This window comes from Leptospira alexanderi serovar Manhao 3 str. L 60 (assembly GCF_000243815.2).
GTDB classification, from domain to species: domain Bacteria; phylum Spirochaetota; class Leptospiria; order Leptospirales; family Leptospiraceae; genus Leptospira; species Leptospira alexanderi.
Window position 1 is genome coordinate 5,001 of the sequence record NZ_AHMT02000030.1, and the last position, 20,000, is coordinate 25,000.

A 20,000-nucleotide genomic window follows, 5' to 3' on the forward strand; every position below is an offset into this window, starting at 1 on the left:
ACAATTCTTATATAACAACGTTTTGGCGATCAACGTGGTGGAGCAAATTCAATCCGCGATTTCTCTTCCCTCCGGTGCCATCGTCTTCGGTTTCGAATTGAGCGTATTGACCAATTATCTTTTGAACAACGTTTGGACTTTTTCTGATCGTAAGAATGTCGGCTTTTTGGATAATACGATCGGATTCTTAAAATTCAATGCAATCAGTCTTTTGGGTTTTTTGATTCAATTTTCAACCTGGTTTTTTCTGGTAAAATATTTCCAGATCTACTACCCGAATTTTTTACCCTATTGGCTTACATATATGGGAAATATTGTAGGAATCCTACTTGCTACCGCGACTAATTATTTTTTGAATCGCAATTTTACATGGAAGAAGCCTTAGTATATTTATGAAGTTGTATCTGCTGTTCTTGTCGAGTTGTTTGGTTTTATTTTTCGGGATTAAGACGGATTTTGAAGTAACCTACGGCGACTCCGGTTTTATGTGGGTTCAGGTAATGGATCTGATCCAATCTGATTTTCGGACTTTCTCATTTTATTATTCCGGAAGCTCTTTTGATCCCAAAGGGGAATGGATTCCCTTTCAAGCGCCTTTTTTAGGAATTCATGATTTGCAATACTATATAGATTTTCCACCTTACTTTCCTTTAGTCGTTTCCGTGGGTAGGGTATTGTTCGGGTCGAATTTAGGAATTTATTTAATCCAAGTCTTATTTTTCTCCGGTTCGATTTATTTTCTGTATCTTTTATTTTCCGAATTTACCCGGAGAAGATGGCTTAGCGTTTCTTTTGTTTATTTGTATTTGTTCGGGACGACTGTGTTTACGTATAATCTGGTCATTCACGAATATTCGATCGCTTTGTTTTTTTTATACGGGGGAATTTATTTTTATCATCGATCCATAAAGACGAAAAAAAATACGAACTTCATATATTCTTCTCTTTTATTCGGACTTTCCCTTTATTTTCGTTTGGAATTTATCTTTGTAATTTTTCCGTTGTCCGCTTTGAGTTTTTTATTACGACAGGAGATTCGAAAGCAGATATTTTTTTATTGGGCCCCCGTGTTTTTAGTGATACTCGCTTCCTTATTGGCTTTGAATACTTACATTCACGGTCATCCACTCGGTCTGCGTTATATACTTACCATGGATAATCCGGATACCACTGCTCTTTCAAGATCGGATATCATTTATGATTTGTTATTCGGCAAAGAAAGGGGATATTTTTTTCAATCTTCTTATTTGGCATTGATAATTTTTTTCTCCATTTTTGTTGCGATATACAAGAGATTATATAAGGACGTTTTGTCTTTGGAATTGTTGTATCTTGGCGTTTCTATACTTTCGATCTTTCTTATATTGGCGACCGCACCCAATCACGGAGATCATATCTCTCCCCGGTATCTTTTCGGAACGTATCCGTTACTTTTTGTGCTTGGCCTTATCCTGGTAGAATCCTTTTTCGATTCTAAAAAGTCTGTCGCCTATTACGGAACGTTGATTCTTGTCGTTATTTCGTTATTGTTTTCCATTAAACAATGGTTCTATGCGGTCCAATTTATACGTACTTCCGATAAAAACGTAAGAACCATGATGGATTATTTCCGATCGGAAAATAAAAGATATTTGGTTTTCACGGATACGAACATTCCCAAAAACATACAGTCCTTGATGTATGAAAAAACAATATTGTACGTTTCCGAAAAAAAACTAGTTTCCGATTTTTTGGAGAAAGACGCTTTAAAAATCGATCCGAGTCAGATTCTAATCGTTCGACTTTTGACAACAGCCTTACCGGTCGACGAAAAAGGATGTATTTCCGGTTATAGGTTTTGTAAGTTGGAGACCTCGCTTCCATATGTCGAGGTTTATTCTTTTCGATAGATTCCGAACATTGTCCGTCTTGTAGCAAAAAGGAAATTTCGTGTTTTTTGCAATCGAACGGGTCCATATTAAATCCAAAAAAGAAACGAGCCGACCAGGTTTTTAAACAAAGGAACTCTTGTCTTCGTGGAGGTATTTCTTCTGCGAGAATTACAAAAACTCAGTTATCCGAACTTTCCAAAGAGAAATAACGATGGATGTTAAAACCCAAGGTCCATTCTTTTTTGTCATAATCGAAATCGGCGCCTCGTAATAGCTGAGTGTGAGCGATGGATCGGCTGTTCGTAACGAACAACTGGAAGACGTGTCCCCCCGTTTCGAAGTCCACGCCGAAACTTAAGGGAACGGACATATATTCCACGGGTTTGGAAAGGAGAATGTTATTTACAATTGCGTCTAACGTTCTTCCGTTTGCGATTAGGTCGTTGACCTCGGAAACGGAATATTCGACTCCGTTGATTTTTGTCTTTCTATCTTCCGCAGCGTAAGAATCTCCGATATAATCCCGTTTCGGAGCGAGAATCGTTCCGAATGTGAAGTCCAGACGTTTGAAAAGATGAATTCTGAACGAAACGTCCAACCCGGTTCGGTCGTTGGAAAGATGGTCTTTGACGAAGTTTCTATGAACGAACATCGGAGAAAGTTGGAGAGAAAAGAAATCGCTAAACCTTCTCGAAATCAAAAACGAAGCCAAAGTACTTTGTCCATCCGAATAACTCAATTCGTACGTATTTAATTTTTTATTCGCTTCGAAATCAACTGTGGGATAACCACTCGAAATTTTAAGATAAGGACCGTAGAATGTATTTTGTTTTGCCGTTTCTTGACCAAAAACTCCGAAAAAACTCACCGTAACCGGAAAACCGGAGTCTTGAGTCAGCAGACGAATTTTTCCTCTCGCCTCGTACGTTTTTTGAAACGAAGTTCTTGCGATACCGATCGTGATTCGATCGGTAAGACCGTAATCGAGAGAGAGTTGTGTGTTGGCTCCGTTATCCAAGCCCAAAAAATCGTAGGAAGCGGATTTAGCGCTGCCAAAACGGTGATTGATTCTGAAATCCAGACCGTTCTTACCTACGTCTTCTGTGCTCGGCATGTGGATGAGACTGCTTCCTAAGAACGCGGACTTTCTCCGTTCCTGAGCGGATAAGACGAAAGAAAAAGAGATCGACAGAATCAAAAACGGAATTAAGGAAAAGTTGATTCTAAAGTTCATGATTTGAATTGCCATAGGATGGATGTTTCGACTTTGATTTTTTCACTTAGTTTCAAAATTACTAATTTAGGAATTTCGATTTTAAAATCGCTCAGTAGAATTTCAAAATTCGCGCGAATCAAAAGATCTTTCCCTTTTTCCTCGAAGTTTCCCTGAACTTGAACGTACTTTTTTGTAATTCCGTGTAAGGTGAAATCCCCTTCGACGGTCACCGTTTTGGAAGAAATGTCCCATTTAGAAATGTTTCCTTGAAAGATTACATTCGGAAAACGTTCCGTTTCCAAATAATTCTCGTGCATGTGGCGGTTCATCAGCCGGTTGGGAACGTTTAAGTCGTTAAGATCGACTTGAAAAAAAAACGTTTTTGATTTCAGATCGGCCCTCCCTTCTGCTTTTTTCAAAGAGCCTCGAATCGTCTCCTGAGGGGCCTCGCTGAAGAAACGGATATCCGTTTCCTTTATGCTCCATTCCTCGGAGATTTTCTTTTCGGAACCAAGTTCGTAGACGGGAGAAATTTGTACGAACAAAAAGATTATAAAAATAGAATATAGGAATCTTCTACAAATCAAGAGTTGGCCCCCTTAAGAATCCAGCAGAAAACGGCTTTATTGATAGAATCGTTATTATTCACTCTCATCGAACCAGTGTTAATTTTTTGAAATAGAAGGCTGTTTTTCGGATCGTTTACTGTTATTCGATTTCGAACCGAGTTGTAAGAAGTGACGTCGAATCCGGCGTTTGCGTTGTTTGCATTGTGGCAAGTGGAGCAGCTTCCTGTTCCTGCTTGATTTAAGGTGGAGAATGTGGGGGACGGATCGGTACAATCCGCATTTGTGAGTTCTTTCAAAGGTGTCATCGAGTTCGATAGAAAAGCTAAAAGTTTTAAGGAATCTTCCTTATCCGAACTTTTTTCGCTTTGGCAGTTCCATAGTATAGAACAGAGGTAAAGGGCCAAGATTCCAAACCGGAACGGGTTATAAATTTTTTTCATAAGATTTTCCTTTAAAAAATGAATTTATAATAGATGGGGATAACGTTTTGAATTTCAATCTTATAATGGACTTTACATTTCAAAAATGGAAAATTTAGAATTTAAATATTCAAAAAAGTTCATTTTTTAGAGGATTAGAATCTTGTTCTTTTGAATATTTAGAATCGATTCCACTGGACACGGTATGTTTTCGTCGGAAAAATTGCGGGTAAAACAAAACGGTCCACGGAGGGGAATTTGCGCGATCCTCGGAGTCGTGTTTAAAATTTACTGATTGGGTTCGTGATCCAAGGTTAAAGGGAATTCTATCCGAATGCAATGGCCAAACTTTCAAAGGCGGTATTACTCATCCCTGTATAATAGAGTGTCCAAATTCTGCGTCTAAACGGGGGATCTGTGCTAAAATTGGCGGGCTCCTTTATGTAGAGATCAGTAGAAGTGAAAAGCCTTTCGTTTTAATCCTTTCATCCCGGAGAAAATAAATACGATCTCTTTTTTCAACCGAATTTAAAAACTTGTTCAGAGTTTCATTTCCCATTTTGGGAAAACTTTGTTTTGACTTGTTGCGAAGTGTGTTTTCGGTAAAAGATTTGAAATTTGGTTTTAAGTTTTCACTGGGCGGATCCAGGCAAATCATCGTTTTTTTCTATTAGGCGGTACTCTTTTTGTCCCGGTTTGTTTGAGTTTTAACAGAAATTTTTCGAATTCATTCTCAAAACGGATGAGATAGGTTTTACGAAATAATTCCATTTTGAAGGTCTCGATATTCCTAAAGTTTATCTCAAAAAACTTATGCTTGATAGTGATGTTGCCGTTTCGATGGGCTGAAGATTTTCGGGATAAATTGTATAAAGGAAAATGAGTAATTCATTCAATTTATTTCGTCATACGAAAATGAATATTCTTTCAGTGGCTTCGAAAATAGACCTTTGTATATGCCGAGGATAAGTTTTATGTTTTAGAATCTCTCTAAAGTTTTAAAGATTTGACATAGCTTTATCTAAAAGTTTACTTACTTTGTGAACTTGCATCATTAAAAAATGATTCACTTTTTAAAAAACTTGACTGAGTATATATCGAGGCAATGATGAAACGCTTTAAATTCTATGAAAACAATATATATATTCATTCAGAGATTGGGAATACGAAAAAAACTGATACTTCTCTTTGGTTCTGTGCTGATACCGATCACGATATTGGTCGTATTGGCCTTAATTAATACGAAAGATAGAATCGAGGACATTGAAACGATCTACGAGGATCGGGTAATTCCTCTGAAACAATTGAAGAAGATATCGGACCTGTATGCGATTTTCATCGTAGACTGTGTTCACAAGGTAAGAAGTGGAACGTTTACACCGGAGGAAGGAGTAGCTAATCTTGATAAGGCGACTTCCGGAATTCAAGAGGAATGGAGCGCATACATCGGAACTTATCTTGTTCCCGAAGAGGAAGCCATCATCCGGGAGTTAAATCCTCTTTTTGTGGCTTCAAACGCCGCGGTAGCCGAAGCTAGGGACCTGATGATCAACAAAAACCTTCAGGAATTAGAGTCTTTTGCGGATTCCCGTTTGTATCCTAGAATCGATCCGGTAACGGAAAAGATTGAAAATCTGATACAGTTGCAACTGAAAATCACGGACAGGATATATATCAAAGCGGAAAAGCAATTCACTTTTAGTTGGATTTTACTCATTTCCCTTTCCGGTATAACTTTGATTTACATCGTTCTGATCGCGGTGGTCTATTCGATTCAATTGGTCAAGGGACTTACTACCGTAAGTGGCGCGGTCAAAAATGCGGATTTTTCTCATCCGGTGGAAGTTGAAGAAGACGAAAAGAAAAAAGACGAACTTTATCTTTTACTGATTACTTTCCGTTTGTTTCAGATCAAACTCAAAGAGATGCTCAATACGATCATGGACTTTTCCGAAAATCTTGTTGCTGCTTCCGAGGAACTTTCTCGTTCTGCGGATCACCTTTCTTCGAACGCACAATCCGAATCGGCTTCGATTGAGGAAATTTCCGCATCGGTGGAAGAGATTAGTTCCGGAATGGAATACGTAAATCGAAACGCGGAGTCTCAATATGTCCTGATTTCTTCCTTTAATGGAGAAATGAGAGAACTGGAAGGGATGATCACCCAGGTAGGAGACGCCGTAAAAAATTCTTTGGAAAAAATTTCGGATATGTATCTTAAAACCGATTTCGGTAAGAAAACGATGGGAGATCTTTCCGAAAGTATGGAAAAGATCGAAAGCAGTTCGGTCGAGATGCAGTCTATCACGGCGATTATCAAAGAAATATCAGAAAAAGTGAATTTACTTGCGCTCAATGCGGCCATCGAAGCGGCGAGGGCTGGGGAACATGGCAGAGGTTTTGCCGTGGTGGCGAGTGAGATCACAAGACTTGCAGAACAGACGGATTCTAGTGCGATGACGATCGAGGAACTCATTAAAACAAGTAACGCGGAAATCGAAACCGGTAGAAAGATCGTTGAACACTCTGTGAAAGTTTATGCCGAAGTTTTGGGTGGACTTGAACATCTGAAGGAATCTTCCAATCAAATCGTAGCCATTATGGAACTCCAGCAGGAGAAAAAGGAAAAAATTCGCTCCGGAATCGACCAAGTCGATACGAAGTCGGAGGACATTCGCAATTCCGTTAAAGAACAAAAGATTGCTATTACGGAAACGGCGAACGCGATTTCCAATATTTCCACTACGGTCCAAAGTAGTGCGGCGAACTCCGAAGAAATTGCCGGAAGTGCGATCAGTCTTTTGCAGATTGCGAAGAATCTTCAAGAGACAATGAACTTTTTAAAAGGCTGAACGTTTCTACTTTCTAGAGGAAGTTTCGAACTGGTAACTCTGTGCCTACGAATTATCAATCGTTTTTACAGAGTTGCTTTCTTTTGAGTCTTAAACGTATAGATTTAAAAAAATTATCAGAACTTGTTCCAAAAGAAACTCAGGCATCTCACTTCCTGAATAGCCGCCCCATAAGAAGGCATTCGATGAGACAGGTGCTTGCAGTTTGATCTTTTTGATAAAGTACAATTGGATTTTGAGACGCGTTGTTAGATGAAATTGAAGAATGATTCCATTCTTCAAATTTTCAATGCAGGTTAATTTTTGAGATTTTTATCTCAGATTTCCGATCTGAAAAATTTCCATGTATGAATTTTTAGAAAATAAAACTAAGAATGAATATGAAATGAACAATAGGATCTATCCACATCGGTTCTAACTCCGACACTAAGGTATTTCTTTCCGAAAAAGATGGCGCTTCTCCCATTCGAATCTGGGAACTTCCCGATTTTTGAATTCCATTATATTTTATGAATATATGATTGCTATTACGGAAATAGTCGTTGATTTTATTTCGCTTTCTAATCTTAATTTTTTAGAATACGTTCTATCGGTGCTGTCATTTCGGATTTGACTTCAAATATCAAAGATTTTTCTGCTCTTACTGATCCCTACAAAAAAGAGTACCAAAAATATATCCATCATATCCCATTGTCATAATGCAAAACTTAGAAAGGGAAAAGTTAAAACGTTTGGATTTACTACTCGGACGCATGAATAAAATACTATGATAAACTATTTCGAAAATTAGAATGTTGGAATCTTCCTCTAAAAAGTCGAGATTTCCCGATTTGACTTAATTTTTGAGAACCGTTGTACTTTTGCAAAACCGACCGCTTATTTTCGAGTATCATTTTCATGCGTCCGAGTAGTAAGTCAGTTTCCTGAAGGTTGTAATGTACGAGTAGTAAGTTAGAATGTTCAGCTGCTCGTTACGGAAATTTAAAGAGTAGTGTTCAGGATAATTTTTAAGTAGGTAAAAATAAAGAGGGATTTATTTATCTTGGTAGATTTCCACAATCATTGAAAATTTGAGTATAAGTTTACAAAAATGGTTGGATTCATTCAAATATATTAGATAAGTTTAATATAAAAAAGTTTGGATGTATTGTTTAACTTTGCCATAGAACTTATTGTTTGAGTTCAATTTCAATCGGTGTCTGTCGTTTAGAGCAATGAACTCTAGATAACGTGAGTTCGGTGCAAGAAATCCATGATTCATTTTTCTGTAGGAAGTTCAGTTTGAACTTTATAAATCTATTCTTAAAATGTGGGAACTACCACAAATCACGATTTTACAGATAAGTTTGGAAATGCGGGGACTCTACTTTTAGAAAATTGTTTCTCATTTTCTTATGACCCTGCTCACGTTAAGTAGAAAAAAAGTGGCGGGTTCCTACTTTTTTAGAAATCACTGTGAAATTGACCGTAGTTCCGACCTCATTTTTTAGAATTAAAAAAAAATTAGAATCATTCTAAAAAATATTTGCTTCTGAGGGGTTGGGGGATATCATGGAGTGTCTAAGTTTCAAAGTAAATTTAAAAAGGAGAAATAAAATGCCACAGGTTACATCCCTAGCACCGGATTTTAAAGCAGAAGCTGTTCTTGGAAAAGAGATCAAGGAAATCAAACTTTCAGACTATAAAGGGAAATGGGTAGTGTTATTCTTTTACCCACTTGACTTTACTTTCGTTTGTCCGACTGAGATTATCGAATACGATAACAAACTTCCGGAATTCAAAAAACTTGGAGCGGAAATACTGGGAGTTTCCGTGGATTCAGCTTTTACTCATTTAGCTTGGAAAAATACTCCTAAAAAAGAAGGTGGAATCGGAGACATCAAATATCCTCTGATTGCGGATCTTACCAAATCCATTTCCAGGGATTACAATGTTTTAACGGATGGTGGAGTAGCTTTAAGAGGAACTTTTATCATCGATCCAGCCGGTCTGATTCGTCAGGCGACTATCAACGATCTTCCTGTGGGACGTAATATCGACGAAGCGATCCGATTGATCAAAGCTTTCCAATTCGTTGAAAAACACGGCGAAGTTTGCCCAGCAAACTGGGATGAGGGAAAGAAAACGATGAAAGCAGATCCGGAAAAATCTAAGGATTACTTCTCGGCGGTGAATTGATTTTTTTTCTGTCCGCAGATGTAAGTCTGCGGATGATGACATAGAAGCGGATTGGAGTTAAGTTTTAATGAACTCAATCTCGCTTCCTATGGGGCGCGAGCGGATTGGAGTTAGGTTTTAATGAACTCAATCTCGCTTCCTATGGGGCGCGAGCGGATTGGAGTTAGGTTTTAATGAACTCAATCTCGCTTCCTATGGGGCGCGAGCGGATTGGAGTTAAGTTTTAATGAACTCAATCTCGCTTCCTATGGGGCGCGAGCGGATTGGAGTTAAGTTTTAATGAACTCAATCTCGCTTCCTATGGGGCGCGAGATAAGTCTAATTTTCGGAGGCAATGGAAAATGGAACAAGTCCTGGAAAAAGAATCCATCCACGAAAATCGTTATTACCGTCCTGATAATTTTCCGAAAGGCCTTACGCGCAAAGTCGTAGAATCTATTTCTCATATCAAAAATGAACCCGGTTGGCTCACCGAATTTCGCCTCAAAGCCTTTGAAATCTACGAACAAAAGCCCATGCCTACTTGGGGATTTTTTCCCAATTTCAACGTGGACATCGATTCTTATACGCACTATATAGGTTCCAATCAGCAGAAGAAAAAATCCTGGGACGAAGTGGATCCGGAGGTTCTCAAATCCTTCGAACGTCTTGGAATTCCGGAACACGAACGCAAGTATCTGGCCGGAATCGAAGCGATGAATGATTCCGAAACTGTTTACGCTAATGTTAAAAAAGAATTAACCGAACTGGGGATTCTTTTCTGTGACATAGATACCGCGATCCGTGAATATCCTGACATCGTAAGGAAGTATCTCGGAACGGTTGTGAGTGTGGGAGATAACAAGTTTTCCGCTTTGAACAGTTGTGTTTTTTCCGGTGGCTCTTTCGCTTATGTTCCTAAAGGAGTGAAAACTCCGATGCCTCTTCAAGCATATTTTAAAGTGACTGCGGCTTCTTCGGGTCAGTATGAAAGGACTCTTTTGATCGCGGACGAAGGTGCGGAGATCGAATACTCCGAAGGCTGTTCTTCGGTTCAGGATAAAGGTACCAACTTTCACACTGCGGTTGTGGAACTTATCGCTCATAAAAACGCGAAAATCTTTTATACGACGATCCAAAATTGGAAGAAGAATATGTACAACTGGACCGTCAAACGCGGATTATGCCATGAAAGAGGGCATATCACTTGGACTGATGTGAATATCGGTGCGAATACGATCAAATACCCGGGAATCGTTCTTCAAGGGGATCATTCCACGGGAGATGTCCTTTCTCTTGCATTTGCGGGAGGTGGGCAAATCCAAGATACCGGGGCGAGAATCATTCATGTCGGTAAAAATACTCGAAGTAATATATTAGCAAAAGGTGTTTCTCTCGACGGAGGAATCAATTCCTATAGGGGACTTGTTAAATTCACCTCCGGATCGGAGAATTCTTATTCTCATGTGAAATGTGACGGTCTGATGATGGACGATCGTTCTCAGTCTCACGCCTATCCTTATAATGACGTTTCTGGCCAAAATGGAACCTTAAATTATGAGGCTACCGTTTCCAGAATCGACGAAGATCAACTCTTTTATCTCCAATCCAGAGGTTTGTCGGAAGATGATGCAAAGCTTCTGATCATCAACGGGTTTTGTGAGGGTGTGACGAAACACTTGAATGTGGAATATTCTGTAGAAATGACACGTTTGATCCGTATGATTCTCGAAGACGGCCACGTGATTCAAGAAAACAACAGTTCCGCAGTAAGCTAATATCCTATCGAGCGCCCCATGGGAAGCGAGATAGCCGTAGATAGCGGAGCGTGATCGAAGGCTCTTTGCGTAGCAAAGATGAGCGCCGAACTCATTGAGCGTCTCTACGGATGGCATTTAGGAAGCGAGATAGCCGTAGATAGCGGAGCGTGATCGAAGGCTCTTTGCGTAGCAAAGATGAGCGCTGAACTCATTGAGCGCCGAACTCATTGAGCGCCGAACTCATTGAGCGCCGAACTCATTGAGCGCCGAACTCATTGAGCGCCGAACTCATTGAGCGCCGAACTCATTGAGCGCCGAACTCATTGAGCGCCGAACTCATTGAACGCCGAACTCATTGAACGCCTCCTACGGATGGCATTTAGGAAGCGAGATAGCCGTAGATAGCGATAGCATTACCGAGCGACCATAGAAGTAAATAATTCATGTAACGTTTCCTAAACTCAAATCTCGCTCCCGAAGGGTCGCGAGATAGGTTGAGAGTCGCACGGCCGTTTGCGGAGCAAAACTTGAGCGTCTGAACAAAATGTGAAAACTCATACAATTTCTGAATGTTCGAAAGTTTGAATTTATATACAGACTATTCGCGAAACTCTCTTCAGGTTCTGGCACAAACGATTTTTTAAATAGAATTATTCCCAAGATTATATTTTATCATGAAACGAAATTTTGATCGAACCATCAGTTTTTTGAAATAGATTCTCGTTAAGACTCGAAAAATTTAAGATTCTAAAGTAAAATGATTTTTCCTTTTCAAAGGTCTCTTTAAGATTTAACCGTTCTTTACTAGATTCCGACTCATGAAAACTTTGGATTCCAATCTACTCAACTCAGAATTCTTTCGGCAGATTTTCGAAACCAATCGGGATGGAATTGTCATTGCAAATTTGAACGGCTCTTTTTTGGAAGCCAATTCGGCCTTTCAGATTCTAACAGGTTATTCTCTCGAAGAACTTCGAAAAGACAACTTTTGGTCATTGGTCCCCGCAAGTTGGAGTGTAACCGAGAGAAAAGATTTTGAAGAGAATCTTTTCTTTTCCGGTTATTCTCAGGAGTTTGAAAAGGAATACTCTTGTAAAAGCGGTAGAATCATCTCAATTTCCGTAAAAGTGTACGTTATCCGAAACGAGTCTAAAAATCCGACTGCAATTTGGGGAATTGTCAGAGATATCTCGGAACAAAAGCAAAAGGAAGAAGTTCGTAAAAAATTTTGTGACGAGATCAGGGAAAGTTGGGAAGCACTTCAGAGGATTTTCGCTTTGAATCCTTTTCCGATGGCGATTTCCGAAATCGATACCGGAAAACTTTTGGAAGTGAACCATAAGTTCGCTGAACAAATCGAATACGATTCCGATAAACTGATCGGAAAAACTATGACTGAACTCGGAGTTTGGTTTTCGCCTGAGGTTAGGGAAAACATTCTCACGATCATGAGACGTGACGGTTTTGTAGATAGTATAGAAACGCCATTTCGAACTACTAAGGGCACCGAGTTTTGGGGACTTTTTTCCGTGCAACAAATCGAATACAAAGGAAAAATCGCGTTTTTGAGCATCATGGTCCCGATAACCGACAGGATCAAAGAGGAAAGAGAACGACAAAGGTTACTCGATGAGGTCCGAGAGAAGGAGGAAATTCTCGATCAAATCTTTCGTCTGAATCCTTCCGCAATCACATTAGCAAGAGCTGATGATGGAAGGTATGTGGATGTAAACGATCTCTTTTTGGAACATTTAGGCAAAACGAGAGAAGAGGTTTTAAACAAAACGCCTGCCGAACTCAGTCTTTATTACAATTTGTTCGATCGGGAAAAAATTCTTCAAAAATTAAACGAGGACGGTGTCGTTCAAAATTTAGAGGTCAAACTTCAAACATACGAGAAGAAAATAAAAACAATTCTATTTTCTTCTAGATACATAGAATCGAAAGGAGAAAAGAAAATTCTCTCGATCGGTCACGATATTTCCGAGTTAAAGGAATCCGCTCTCGATTTACAAGATCTTGCAAAGGAACTTGAAAAGAGCAAGGATCTCTTTCAGAAATTATTTCAACTAGTCCCTTCCGCGCTCGTTCTAACCGATTGGGAGGATCGTACGATCGTCGACGTAAACCAAAGATTCTTGGAAATGGCAAAACGTACCCGAGAAGAAGTGATCGGGAAAACGACTCCTGAAATTCATATCTGGGATAAGTCCGGGAATTTCAGGGAAGAGGTTTATGAGGCACTTTCCAAAACGGGAGAGGTAAAAAATTATGAGTCCATTTATCTCGCTTCGGACGGAGAAATTATACCGATCCTGTACTCGGCGAGAATCATCGAAATTAACGGAAGAAAACAGGTTATTTCTCTTGCGACGGATATCAGTGAAAAGAAAAAGTCGGAAGAAGAAAAAAGAAAACTCGATAAAGAACTTCGCCTCAGTAAAGATCTTTTTGAAAAACTCTTTCAACTTACTCCGGCCGCCGTGTCACTTTCCGACTTGGAAACAGGGATCTATCGTCAGGTAAATCAATCCTATTGTGATCTAGTCGGCTATACAAGAGAGCAGCTTATCGGCAAATCGTCTATAGAACTCGGAATTTGGGAATCTTCGATTGATCGTGAAAACTTCAAGGGAAAATTAGAAAAAAAAGATTGGACCGGAAGTCTTGAAGTTACGATTCAAAGTTCGAATGCAATTCACAAGCACGTAATTTCCGGAAACAGAGTCTTTCAATTGGACGGGAAGTCGATGCTTCTCTCCCTTCTTGTCGATGTTACGGACAAGAAGATTATGGAGTCCGAAAGAAACGAATACTTTGCAAGGATGCAGGAAAGCAAGGATCTTTTCGAGATGATCTTTGAAATGAATCCGGACACGATCACGATCAACGATCTTCAAAACGAAAAGTATATTCAAGTGAACGAACGCTTTTCGGAAATGTTACAGTATTCCAAAGAAGAAGCGGTTGGTAAGATGCCCATGGAATTGGGAGTTTGGAATGACGACAAAGAAAGGGCCAAAGTGGTTGCGATTTTAAGGGAAGACGGTATTGTCCGAGACTACGAAGCCCAATTTAAAAGGAAAAGCGGCGAAGTCGTGGATACTTTGTTTTCCGCGAGACGAGTTAAGATTGGAGATTCCTCTATCGTGATCGCGATCACGCGAGATATCACTCAACAAAAACTCGCTTCGAGGGAAAGAGAAGAGCAAACGAGAAGAATTGCCTTACATGCACAGGCGCTTATGGAGATGGCTACCGATTCCGAATTTGCTTCCGGAAATTTGGAATCGGGTATGAAAAAAATAACGCTGATGGTTTCCGAAGTGGCGAACTGCGATCGGGTGTCGATTTGGATTTTTCATAAGGAGAATCCGAGTCTTTGGACTCTTTTTGCGGGTTGGGATCGGAGAGAACAAACGTATATGAGAAGAATTGAATTAGATATGTCTTCTTATCCGAATTATTATGAAGCAATCCAAAGGGATAGATTCGTAGACGCGACGGATGTAATCAACGATCCTCGAACCGCAGAACTTGCAGCGACTTACAGCGTTCCGCACGGAATCAGTTCTTTACTCGACGCGCCTTTTTTTCTCCGAGGAAAGATCAAAGGAGTTATTTGTCTCGAACATAGAGGTAATCTGAGAAGATGGAAAGGATACGAAAAACAATTTGTAGTTACCGTCGCGGAGCAGGTCACACAACTTCTATTGAATGCGGAAAGAAAAGAAGCCAAGGAGGAATTGGAAAGGGCGGTAAAAATAAGAACTTCCGAACTAGCGTACGCCCTTGAGAATCTACAAAGAACGCAGGATCAATTGATCCTTTCCGAAAAGATGGCCGCGCTCGGACAACTTGTTGCGGGAATTGCGCACGAAATCAATAATCCGTTAGGTGCCATCGCGGCGTTCAGCGGAGAATTGAAGGCCTATTTGAGTTCGTCCGCGGAGAAGATGGAAAAGTTGGGTCGTGAGTTTGCTTCTGTGGACTCCGAATTCATTCATAATCTTTCCGAACTGATTCGAAAAGGAATCGACAGTAAGGAAGGTATTCTTTCCAGAGAAAACAGAAGAATCGTTTTGAATTCCATTAAGACGAAATTGGCAGAGTTTGGTTATGAAAATGCCCACGATATTGCGGATCGGCTTTTGGACAACGGACTTCCTTCGGCGTTGCAGGAATTTCCTTCCTTATTTTCGAATCCTAAATCTTATTCTTTGATTAAGTTCGCACTGGAGGAAATTCACGCTTATAGGAATATTCTTCTGATTCGATTGGCCGTGGATAGAACGTCTAAAATCGTTTACGCTTTGAAAACTTACGCTCATATCGATACGGAAGAAAACAGAGGAAAAGTTATTATCGATCTTGCGGAAAACATAGAGACCGTTTTGACGATCTATCATAACAAAATCAAAGGTGGGGTGGATGTGGAGTTGGATTTTCCGGTTCGTCCTCTGATTGCCGCGTATCCGGATGATCTCGTTCAAGTGTGGACAAATCTAATATACAATTCTTTGCAAGCGATGCGTTTTAAAGGAAAGATCCGAATTTCGATTCAAGATCGAAAAGACGAAGTCCGGGTTTCAATCGAGGATAACGGCCCTGGGATTCCTCAGGAAGTGAGGGAAAGAATTTTCGATCCTTTTTTTACGACAAAAGGTCCGGGAGAAGGAAGTGGCTTGGGTTTGGACATTTCTCGGAGGATCGTAAAAAAACACCAAGGAAGAATTGAACTCGAATCTGAATCCGGTAAAACTATATTCCATATATTTCTTCCTAAAGAATGAGATTCTATGGTATGCCTCCATAATTGTAGGTGTTTGGGATTTTCTTTCTAAAGAAAGAAAAAATGGGGATTTCGGAAATTTTTCATTCAATAAAAAGTTGAATTTTGAAAGAATTTGGTTTCTCTTGCCTGATGGTTAATAGAGTTCTTCGTTATTTTTTAATGATAGGAATTTTGATCTGTATCCTGAGTATTTTCTTTTCCAACTTTCAAGATACGGATAAGAACGATCCGATCGCACAACCTTCCCGGATTCAAGAAATCTTAAGTGAAATTTTATCTGCTATTCGGGAAATCAAAACGAGTATGGAATCTTCCGAATCTTCCAACCCGAATGCGACCGTATCGGCTACGAATAACGGAGAAGATCCCAACGAGATTTTTAACAGAGCTTATCGTACAAATGAAAAAGGCGATTATCTCAAAGCGATCAAAGAATATTCTAAGTATTTGGAATTGGTTCCGGGAGACGCTTCCGGTTATTATAATCGAGGTTTGGCAAAATATACTTTGAAACAATACGGTGAGGCAGTGAAAGATTTCGAAAAGGCTGCGGAGATTGATCCAAATAAGGCTTCCGTCTTTCTCTATAAAGGTTATGGCAACGAAATGCTCGATAATTGCGCTCAGGCAGTCGACGATTTCCAGAAAGCGATCGAACTCGGTGAAAAGAATAACCCAGAACTTTACGGTCACAAGGCACGTTGTGAAAATCATGACGAGAATTACGACGAAGGTTTTAAAGACGCCAGGAAAGCGGTAAATCTGGATAAAAGAAACGTTTACGCTTTCTTTGAATTGGCTTATGCTCAGTACGGTTTGGGAAGATATTCGGATTCGGTTGCGAGTTATACGATGGTTTTGCGACTCAATCCGAAGGACGAGGTCGCGTTTCATAATAGGGGTCTTGCGTATGTTTTCTTAAAGAAGATTCCATTGGCATGTAAGGATTTTCGAAAATCTTTGGGCTTAGGATATACGAGCGCCAAGGATCGATTGGCAGAATATTGCAAATGATTGATCACGCATCAAATGTTTTGCTCAAATAGAATTCAAAAAAGTGAAACCGGTTCTATCGAATAAGTTTTTGAAATTATGTTTTAAGCCCAATCCGAACTAGAATACGTTTTTAAGGCACGGGGGACTTTGTATTCAAACGCAACAGACCGAAACGGTTCGTCTTTCGGACCCAACGCAATTTTCCTTTCAGCACGTCCGCGTCGACTCGCTCCAAAATTTTCGCTGAACTCAAGTAAGGAGAATTATACTCTTGATCCAGAAGTATCCATTCTTTCCATTCTCTATCTTCTCGGATTGGATACACCGGATTTTTTAAAGCGACAAAAGGGGAAAGGTGGAATCCGGCGGAAACGGAACTTCCGGCGGGGATTTGTTTTAAAACATCTTTTAACTCGATCGTTCGATCTGGTTTAGGTGAAAGTACGATCGGATATTCTGATTCTTTGGAGTTTCTATAGATCGAAGCGGAAAAGGTAAGGATTAAAATGAAAATGAGTTTTTTTTCTTTCGAAACGGACGATAAAAATTTTGTTTTGGATTTGTCGATTCGATCTTGGATCCATACCGTTCCCGTTTTTAGAAATAGAATCAAAAACGGAATGAGAGGGTAAACGTAATAACTGTACAAATCTCTGACCCAGGGATGAATCGATAATCGAAATACGGAATACAAACCGAAAAACGGAAATAAGATCCAACCTCCGGTCAGATTCCAGAATCCCCATTCCAGACTTAAGTCCCGGATTCCCTTCCAATATTGAGATCTATTTTCTGGATTTTGAATGTAGTTTAAAAAGATGGAAATAGGATTTTTGTTTTCAGTGCCCCAGTATTCTTTCCAATTTCTTTCCGCGGATATTCCTGCCCATTTGTTTAAGATTGGGAATATGGCAAAATAATAAAAAATGCATATAATAAAAACGAAAGTCCATTCTTTATTTCTTTTTTTATCGGTCGGAATAAGGGCGATTGCGAGCGCCGCTAAGTAGATGGAAATGTCTTCTTTGATCCCTAAAAAGAAACATAGGCTTATGGAGGTAATCCAAAATTTTTGTCTTTGAATTCCAATAAGCGCGCATAAACACAGGAGTGGAACCAAAACTTCGAAGTGTAACGAATGGTTTAGTCGATAAAAACTGGATGAGCCCGACCAAAGAAGGGAAGCACAAAGGGAAAGTTCTTCGGAGACAGAACAGATTCTTAAATAATAGTATAAAAGGGGAATTGTGATCGAAGCGAAAAAAAATATCCCGATTCCGAATCCGAGTTTTGAGCCGAACAAAATTGGAAAGGGAGTCAAAAGTAAGATTCCCGGCGTCATGTGATGAGAGAGAAAGTTTGCGTTCTCATTCGGACCGTAATATTGAGTCTGAAAAAATTTTCCGTCGATCGTAGGGACGATCATCCTCGTCTGAGCCGTATAGTCGAAATCGCCTAAGAAAAAGGAGTCTAACGCGGTAGTTGTGTAAAAAATTCCTTCCGTAAAAACAAACAGAGACCAATACGAGATGAGAATGCCGGGGGAAACGATCAAGGGTGAAAACGGCTCTTTTTTCCATCGCTTTTGAATCCAAAAGAGAATTGGAGTACAGAGAAGGATTCCCGTTAAGATGAGTCCGCCGATTCCTTTGCTTCCGATCCAATATTGAACCGGAAGATAAAATATAAAAAAGGGCAATAATAAGTGGACGGATAACGACATACGGATTTTATCCAAAATTCATTTTTGATTTTTAATTTCTTCCAAAAAAAACGGTTCACATTTCTTTTGAACGCGCACGTTTCATCGAAAATGATTCTGAAATATTTACGAAGAGATTCAATTTTAATGCGACTCTGAAAGTTCGCTTTTGGATTGTATGACTGAAATTTTCGGCATTTGTAAATTGATAAACAAAAAGTTATTTACAACCTTTTGATTTTCGTGGAAATTTTTACAGCTTACAGCATTTCCCTGAAATCGAATTCCAATTTTTACGGGGAAAACAAAGTGGCAAAGTTTCCATCGAAAACAAAAGGAGAAAGTCAATGGCGTTTGAAAGTCCGGACGGAATGTCCTCGACGGAGAGTGTGGGTTTCTTATCCCAGATGGGGAATTCCTTCAAGAGTATTCTTACAGGAATCGTTTTATTACCCGTGTCGTTTATCATTATCTACAATGTGGAGACTTGCGAACAGGCGAGCGCCGCTTTGAAAAACGCGGTTCCCGTGGGACAAGCGAAGGATAATCAGCCTTCGTACGTTACGGGGATTCTCAAAGCGAATCCTCTCGGCGGACGATTCGTAAAGAGCGGTCCTTACATTTCTTATTCCGTGAGTTCCGAAGTTTATGCTTGGGATGAGGAAGTAAAGACGGAGGGTTCCGGAAGTAATAAAAAAGAAGTTAGAAACTGCGTGTTAAAGTGGACTTCTTCACCTGAAAATCCATCCAGCTTTAAACTTTCCGGATGTCGTACAAAACCGTATCATAGGCAGTCCGTAAAGGATCAGTCCGATTCCGCGTCCGGAGCTACGATTTTTTCGAACGGTAAAAATTATTCCGTAAACCTTGAAGAAGTGGATTTTACTTCTCAGGTTTCTTCCAGAGACGCAAACGAAAACGAAATTTTCTCCAACGGTTTCGTCTACGGTGAGGGGTATCTTTATAGTTCTAAATCCTGCGCTGAATCCGAAAAAGAAGGTTGTGAAAGAATACAGGTTTCCGTAACTCCGATTCCAGAAAAAGACATGACTTTTATCGGAGATATAAAAGGGAATAGAGTGGCACATTTCACTTCCGCGGAAGGAAATAAGTTTTTGAATGCGAGTGTGGGAGATTTTGCGGAAACGATAGCGGATATTAAATCCGACGACAATACGATGAAATGGGTTGGAAGATTTATTGGATTTATCGTAATGTTTTCTAGTTTCACATTAATGGCTGGGCCTTTAACTTCTCTTCTGAGCTTTATACCTTTTGTGGGAGATCTGGGAGGGGGATTGATCAAAGTGGTTCTCGGAATCGTCGCTTTTATCATCACTGCGATCACTATTCTTCTTATTAAATTTTGGTATGTTTGGCTGATTTTACTCTTAGGAGGGATCGGTTACGCGATCTATAAGAGAAAATACGCTCCTCAAAAAGCGATCTGATCGATTCCGAATTGAAAAAGGAGCCGGTCTTCTAAATATGAAAGACCGACTTCTTTATTTCTGCTTCAAAGATAGGAAAAGGTTTTTTAGAAACAAAACGCCAAAGTGGATGGTATCATCTCCAATACGAAAGAATCATCGCTATGACTTGAAGAGAGATTAAGTTGTATCCTGCATTGATGAAAAAAAGTTTCCAGGATCTGCCTTCAAAA

At 39.8% G+C, this 20,000-nt stretch carries 13 protein-coding genes and 1 pseudogene (2 of these 14 cut by a window edge); 9 read left to right on the forward strand and 5 right to left on the reverse strand.

What is annotated here, in order from left to right:
- Together LEP1GSC062_RS10215 and LEP1GSC062_RS10220 are read left to right on the forward strand one after the other, a co-directional pair.
- Positions 1-385: the 3' portion of a glycosyltransferase gene (locus LEP1GSC062_RS10215; RefSeq protein ID WP_020984182.1), read on the forward strand. 761 nt of this gene lie to the left of the window's left edge; the window shows 385 of its 1,146 coding nt (coding positions 762-1,146); its start codon lies beyond the left edge, outside the window; its stop codon occupies positions 383-385.
- Positions 386-392: 7 nt separating this feature from the next.
- Positions 393-1,889 (forward strand): LA_3751/LA_3752 family putative glycosyltransferase, encoded by a 1,497-nt coding sequence (locus tag LEP1GSC062_RS10220; RefSeq protein ID WP_039941761.1) that lies wholly within the window; start codon positions 393-395, stop codon positions 1,887-1,889.
- A 160-nt stretch (positions 1,890-2,049) separates the two neighbouring features.
- Here LEP1GSC062_RS10220 and LEP1GSC062_RS10225 read toward each other — a convergent pair whose 3' ends face one another.
- From LEP1GSC062_RS10225 to LEP1GSC062_RS10235, 3 genes are read right to left on the reverse strand one after another with little or no spacing between them, the layout of a single operon-like run.
- Positions 2,050-3,120 carry a DUF5777 family beta-barrel protein gene (locus LEP1GSC062_RS10225; protein ID WP_020984242.1) on the reverse strand — a complete coding sequence of 357 codons (1,071 nt, stop codon included), beginning with the start codon at positions 3,118-3,120 and terminating at the stop codon, positions 2,050-2,052.
- Positions 3,102-3,674 carry a YceI family protein gene (locus LEP1GSC062_RS10230; protein ID WP_020984251.1) on the reverse strand — a complete coding sequence of 191 codons (573 nt, stop codon included), beginning with the start codon at positions 3,672-3,674 and terminating at the stop codon, positions 3,102-3,104. Before LEP1GSC062_RS10230 ends, LEP1GSC062_RS10225 begins: the two co-directional genes overlap by 19 nt.
- On the reverse strand, positions 3,671-4,096 hold the full coding sequence (locus LEP1GSC062_RS10235) for an LIC11213 family lipoprotein (RefSeq protein WP_010578434.1): 426 nt from the start codon (positions 4,094-4,096) through the stop codon (positions 3,671-3,673). The genes LEP1GSC062_RS10230 and LEP1GSC062_RS10235 overlap by 4 nt, the downstream gene beginning before the upstream one ends.
- Positions 4,097-5,253: 1,157 nt before the next feature.
- Here LEP1GSC062_RS10235 and LEP1GSC062_RS10250 point away from each other — a divergent pair.
- The 6 genes and pseudogenes from LEP1GSC062_RS10250 (at position 5,254) to LEP1GSC062_RS10270 (ending at position 16,653) form a co-directional block, all read left to right on the forward strand.
- Positions 5,254-6,927 (forward strand): methyl-accepting chemotaxis protein, encoded by a 1,674-nt coding sequence (locus LEP1GSC062_RS10250; protein ID WP_039941813.1) that lies wholly within the window; start codon positions 5,254-5,256, stop codon positions 6,925-6,927.
- A 303-nt stretch (positions 6,928-7,230) separates the two neighbouring features.
- Positions 7,231-7,572, forward strand: a pseudogene (locus tag LEP1GSC062_RS23975) (hypothetical protein); the annotation flags it as partial.
- Between the two features lie 951 nt (positions 7,573-8,523).
- The gene (locus tag LEP1GSC062_RS10255; protein WP_002726250.1) at positions 8,524-9,105 is read left to right on the forward strand and encodes a peroxiredoxin; all 582 of its coding nucleotides are present in this window, start codon (positions 8,524-8,526) and stop codon (positions 9,103-9,105) included.
- 341 nt (positions 9,106-9,446) lie between these two features.
- Positions 9,447-10,862: a Fe-S cluster assembly protein SufB gene (gene sufB, locus LEP1GSC062_RS10260; protein ID WP_010578429.1), complete on the forward strand. Its 1,416-nt coding sequence runs from the start codon at positions 9,447-9,449 to the stop codon at positions 10,860-10,862.
- 800 nt (positions 10,863-11,662) lie between these two features.
- Complete coding sequence (locus tag LEP1GSC062_RS10265) at positions 11,663-15,637, forward strand: PAS domain S-box protein (protein WP_020984186.1); 3,975 nt, start codon at positions 11,663-11,665, stop codon at positions 15,635-15,637.
- A gap of 131 nt (positions 15,638-15,768) precedes the next feature.
- A complete protein-coding gene (locus tag LEP1GSC062_RS10270; RefSeq protein WP_010576047.1) occupies positions 15,769-16,653 on the forward strand; it encodes a tetratricopeptide repeat protein in 885 nt (294 codons plus the stop codon).
- Between the two features lie 112 nt (positions 16,654-16,765).
- On the opposite strand, the gene LEP1GSC062_RS10275 is transcribed toward LEP1GSC062_RS10270, so the two are convergent.
- Positions 16,766-18,358, reverse strand: a complete 1,593-nt coding sequence (locus LEP1GSC062_RS10275) for a DUF2079 domain-containing protein (protein WP_020984197.1) — start codon at positions 18,356-18,358, stop codon at positions 16,766-16,768.
- Between the two features lie 326 nt (positions 18,359-18,684).
- On the opposite strand from LEP1GSC062_RS10275, the gene LEP1GSC062_RS10280 reads away from it, so the two are divergent.
- Entirely contained in the window at positions 18,685-19,788 is a 1,104-nt protein-coding gene (locus LEP1GSC062_RS10280) for a TMEM43 family protein (RefSeq protein ID WP_010578427.1), read from the forward strand.
- A 115-nt stretch (positions 19,789-19,903) separates the two neighbouring features.
- Here LEP1GSC062_RS10280 and LEP1GSC062_RS10285 read toward each other — a convergent pair whose 3' ends face one another.
- Positions 19,904-20,000, reverse strand: partial view of a DUF1761 domain-containing protein gene (locus LEP1GSC062_RS10285; RefSeq protein WP_010578426.1) — the final stretch only. 344 nt of this gene lie beyond the right edge of the window; only the last 97 of its 441 coding nucleotides appear in the window; its start codon lies off the right edge, out of view — the gene reads right to left on this strand; it ends in the stop codon at positions 19,904-19,906.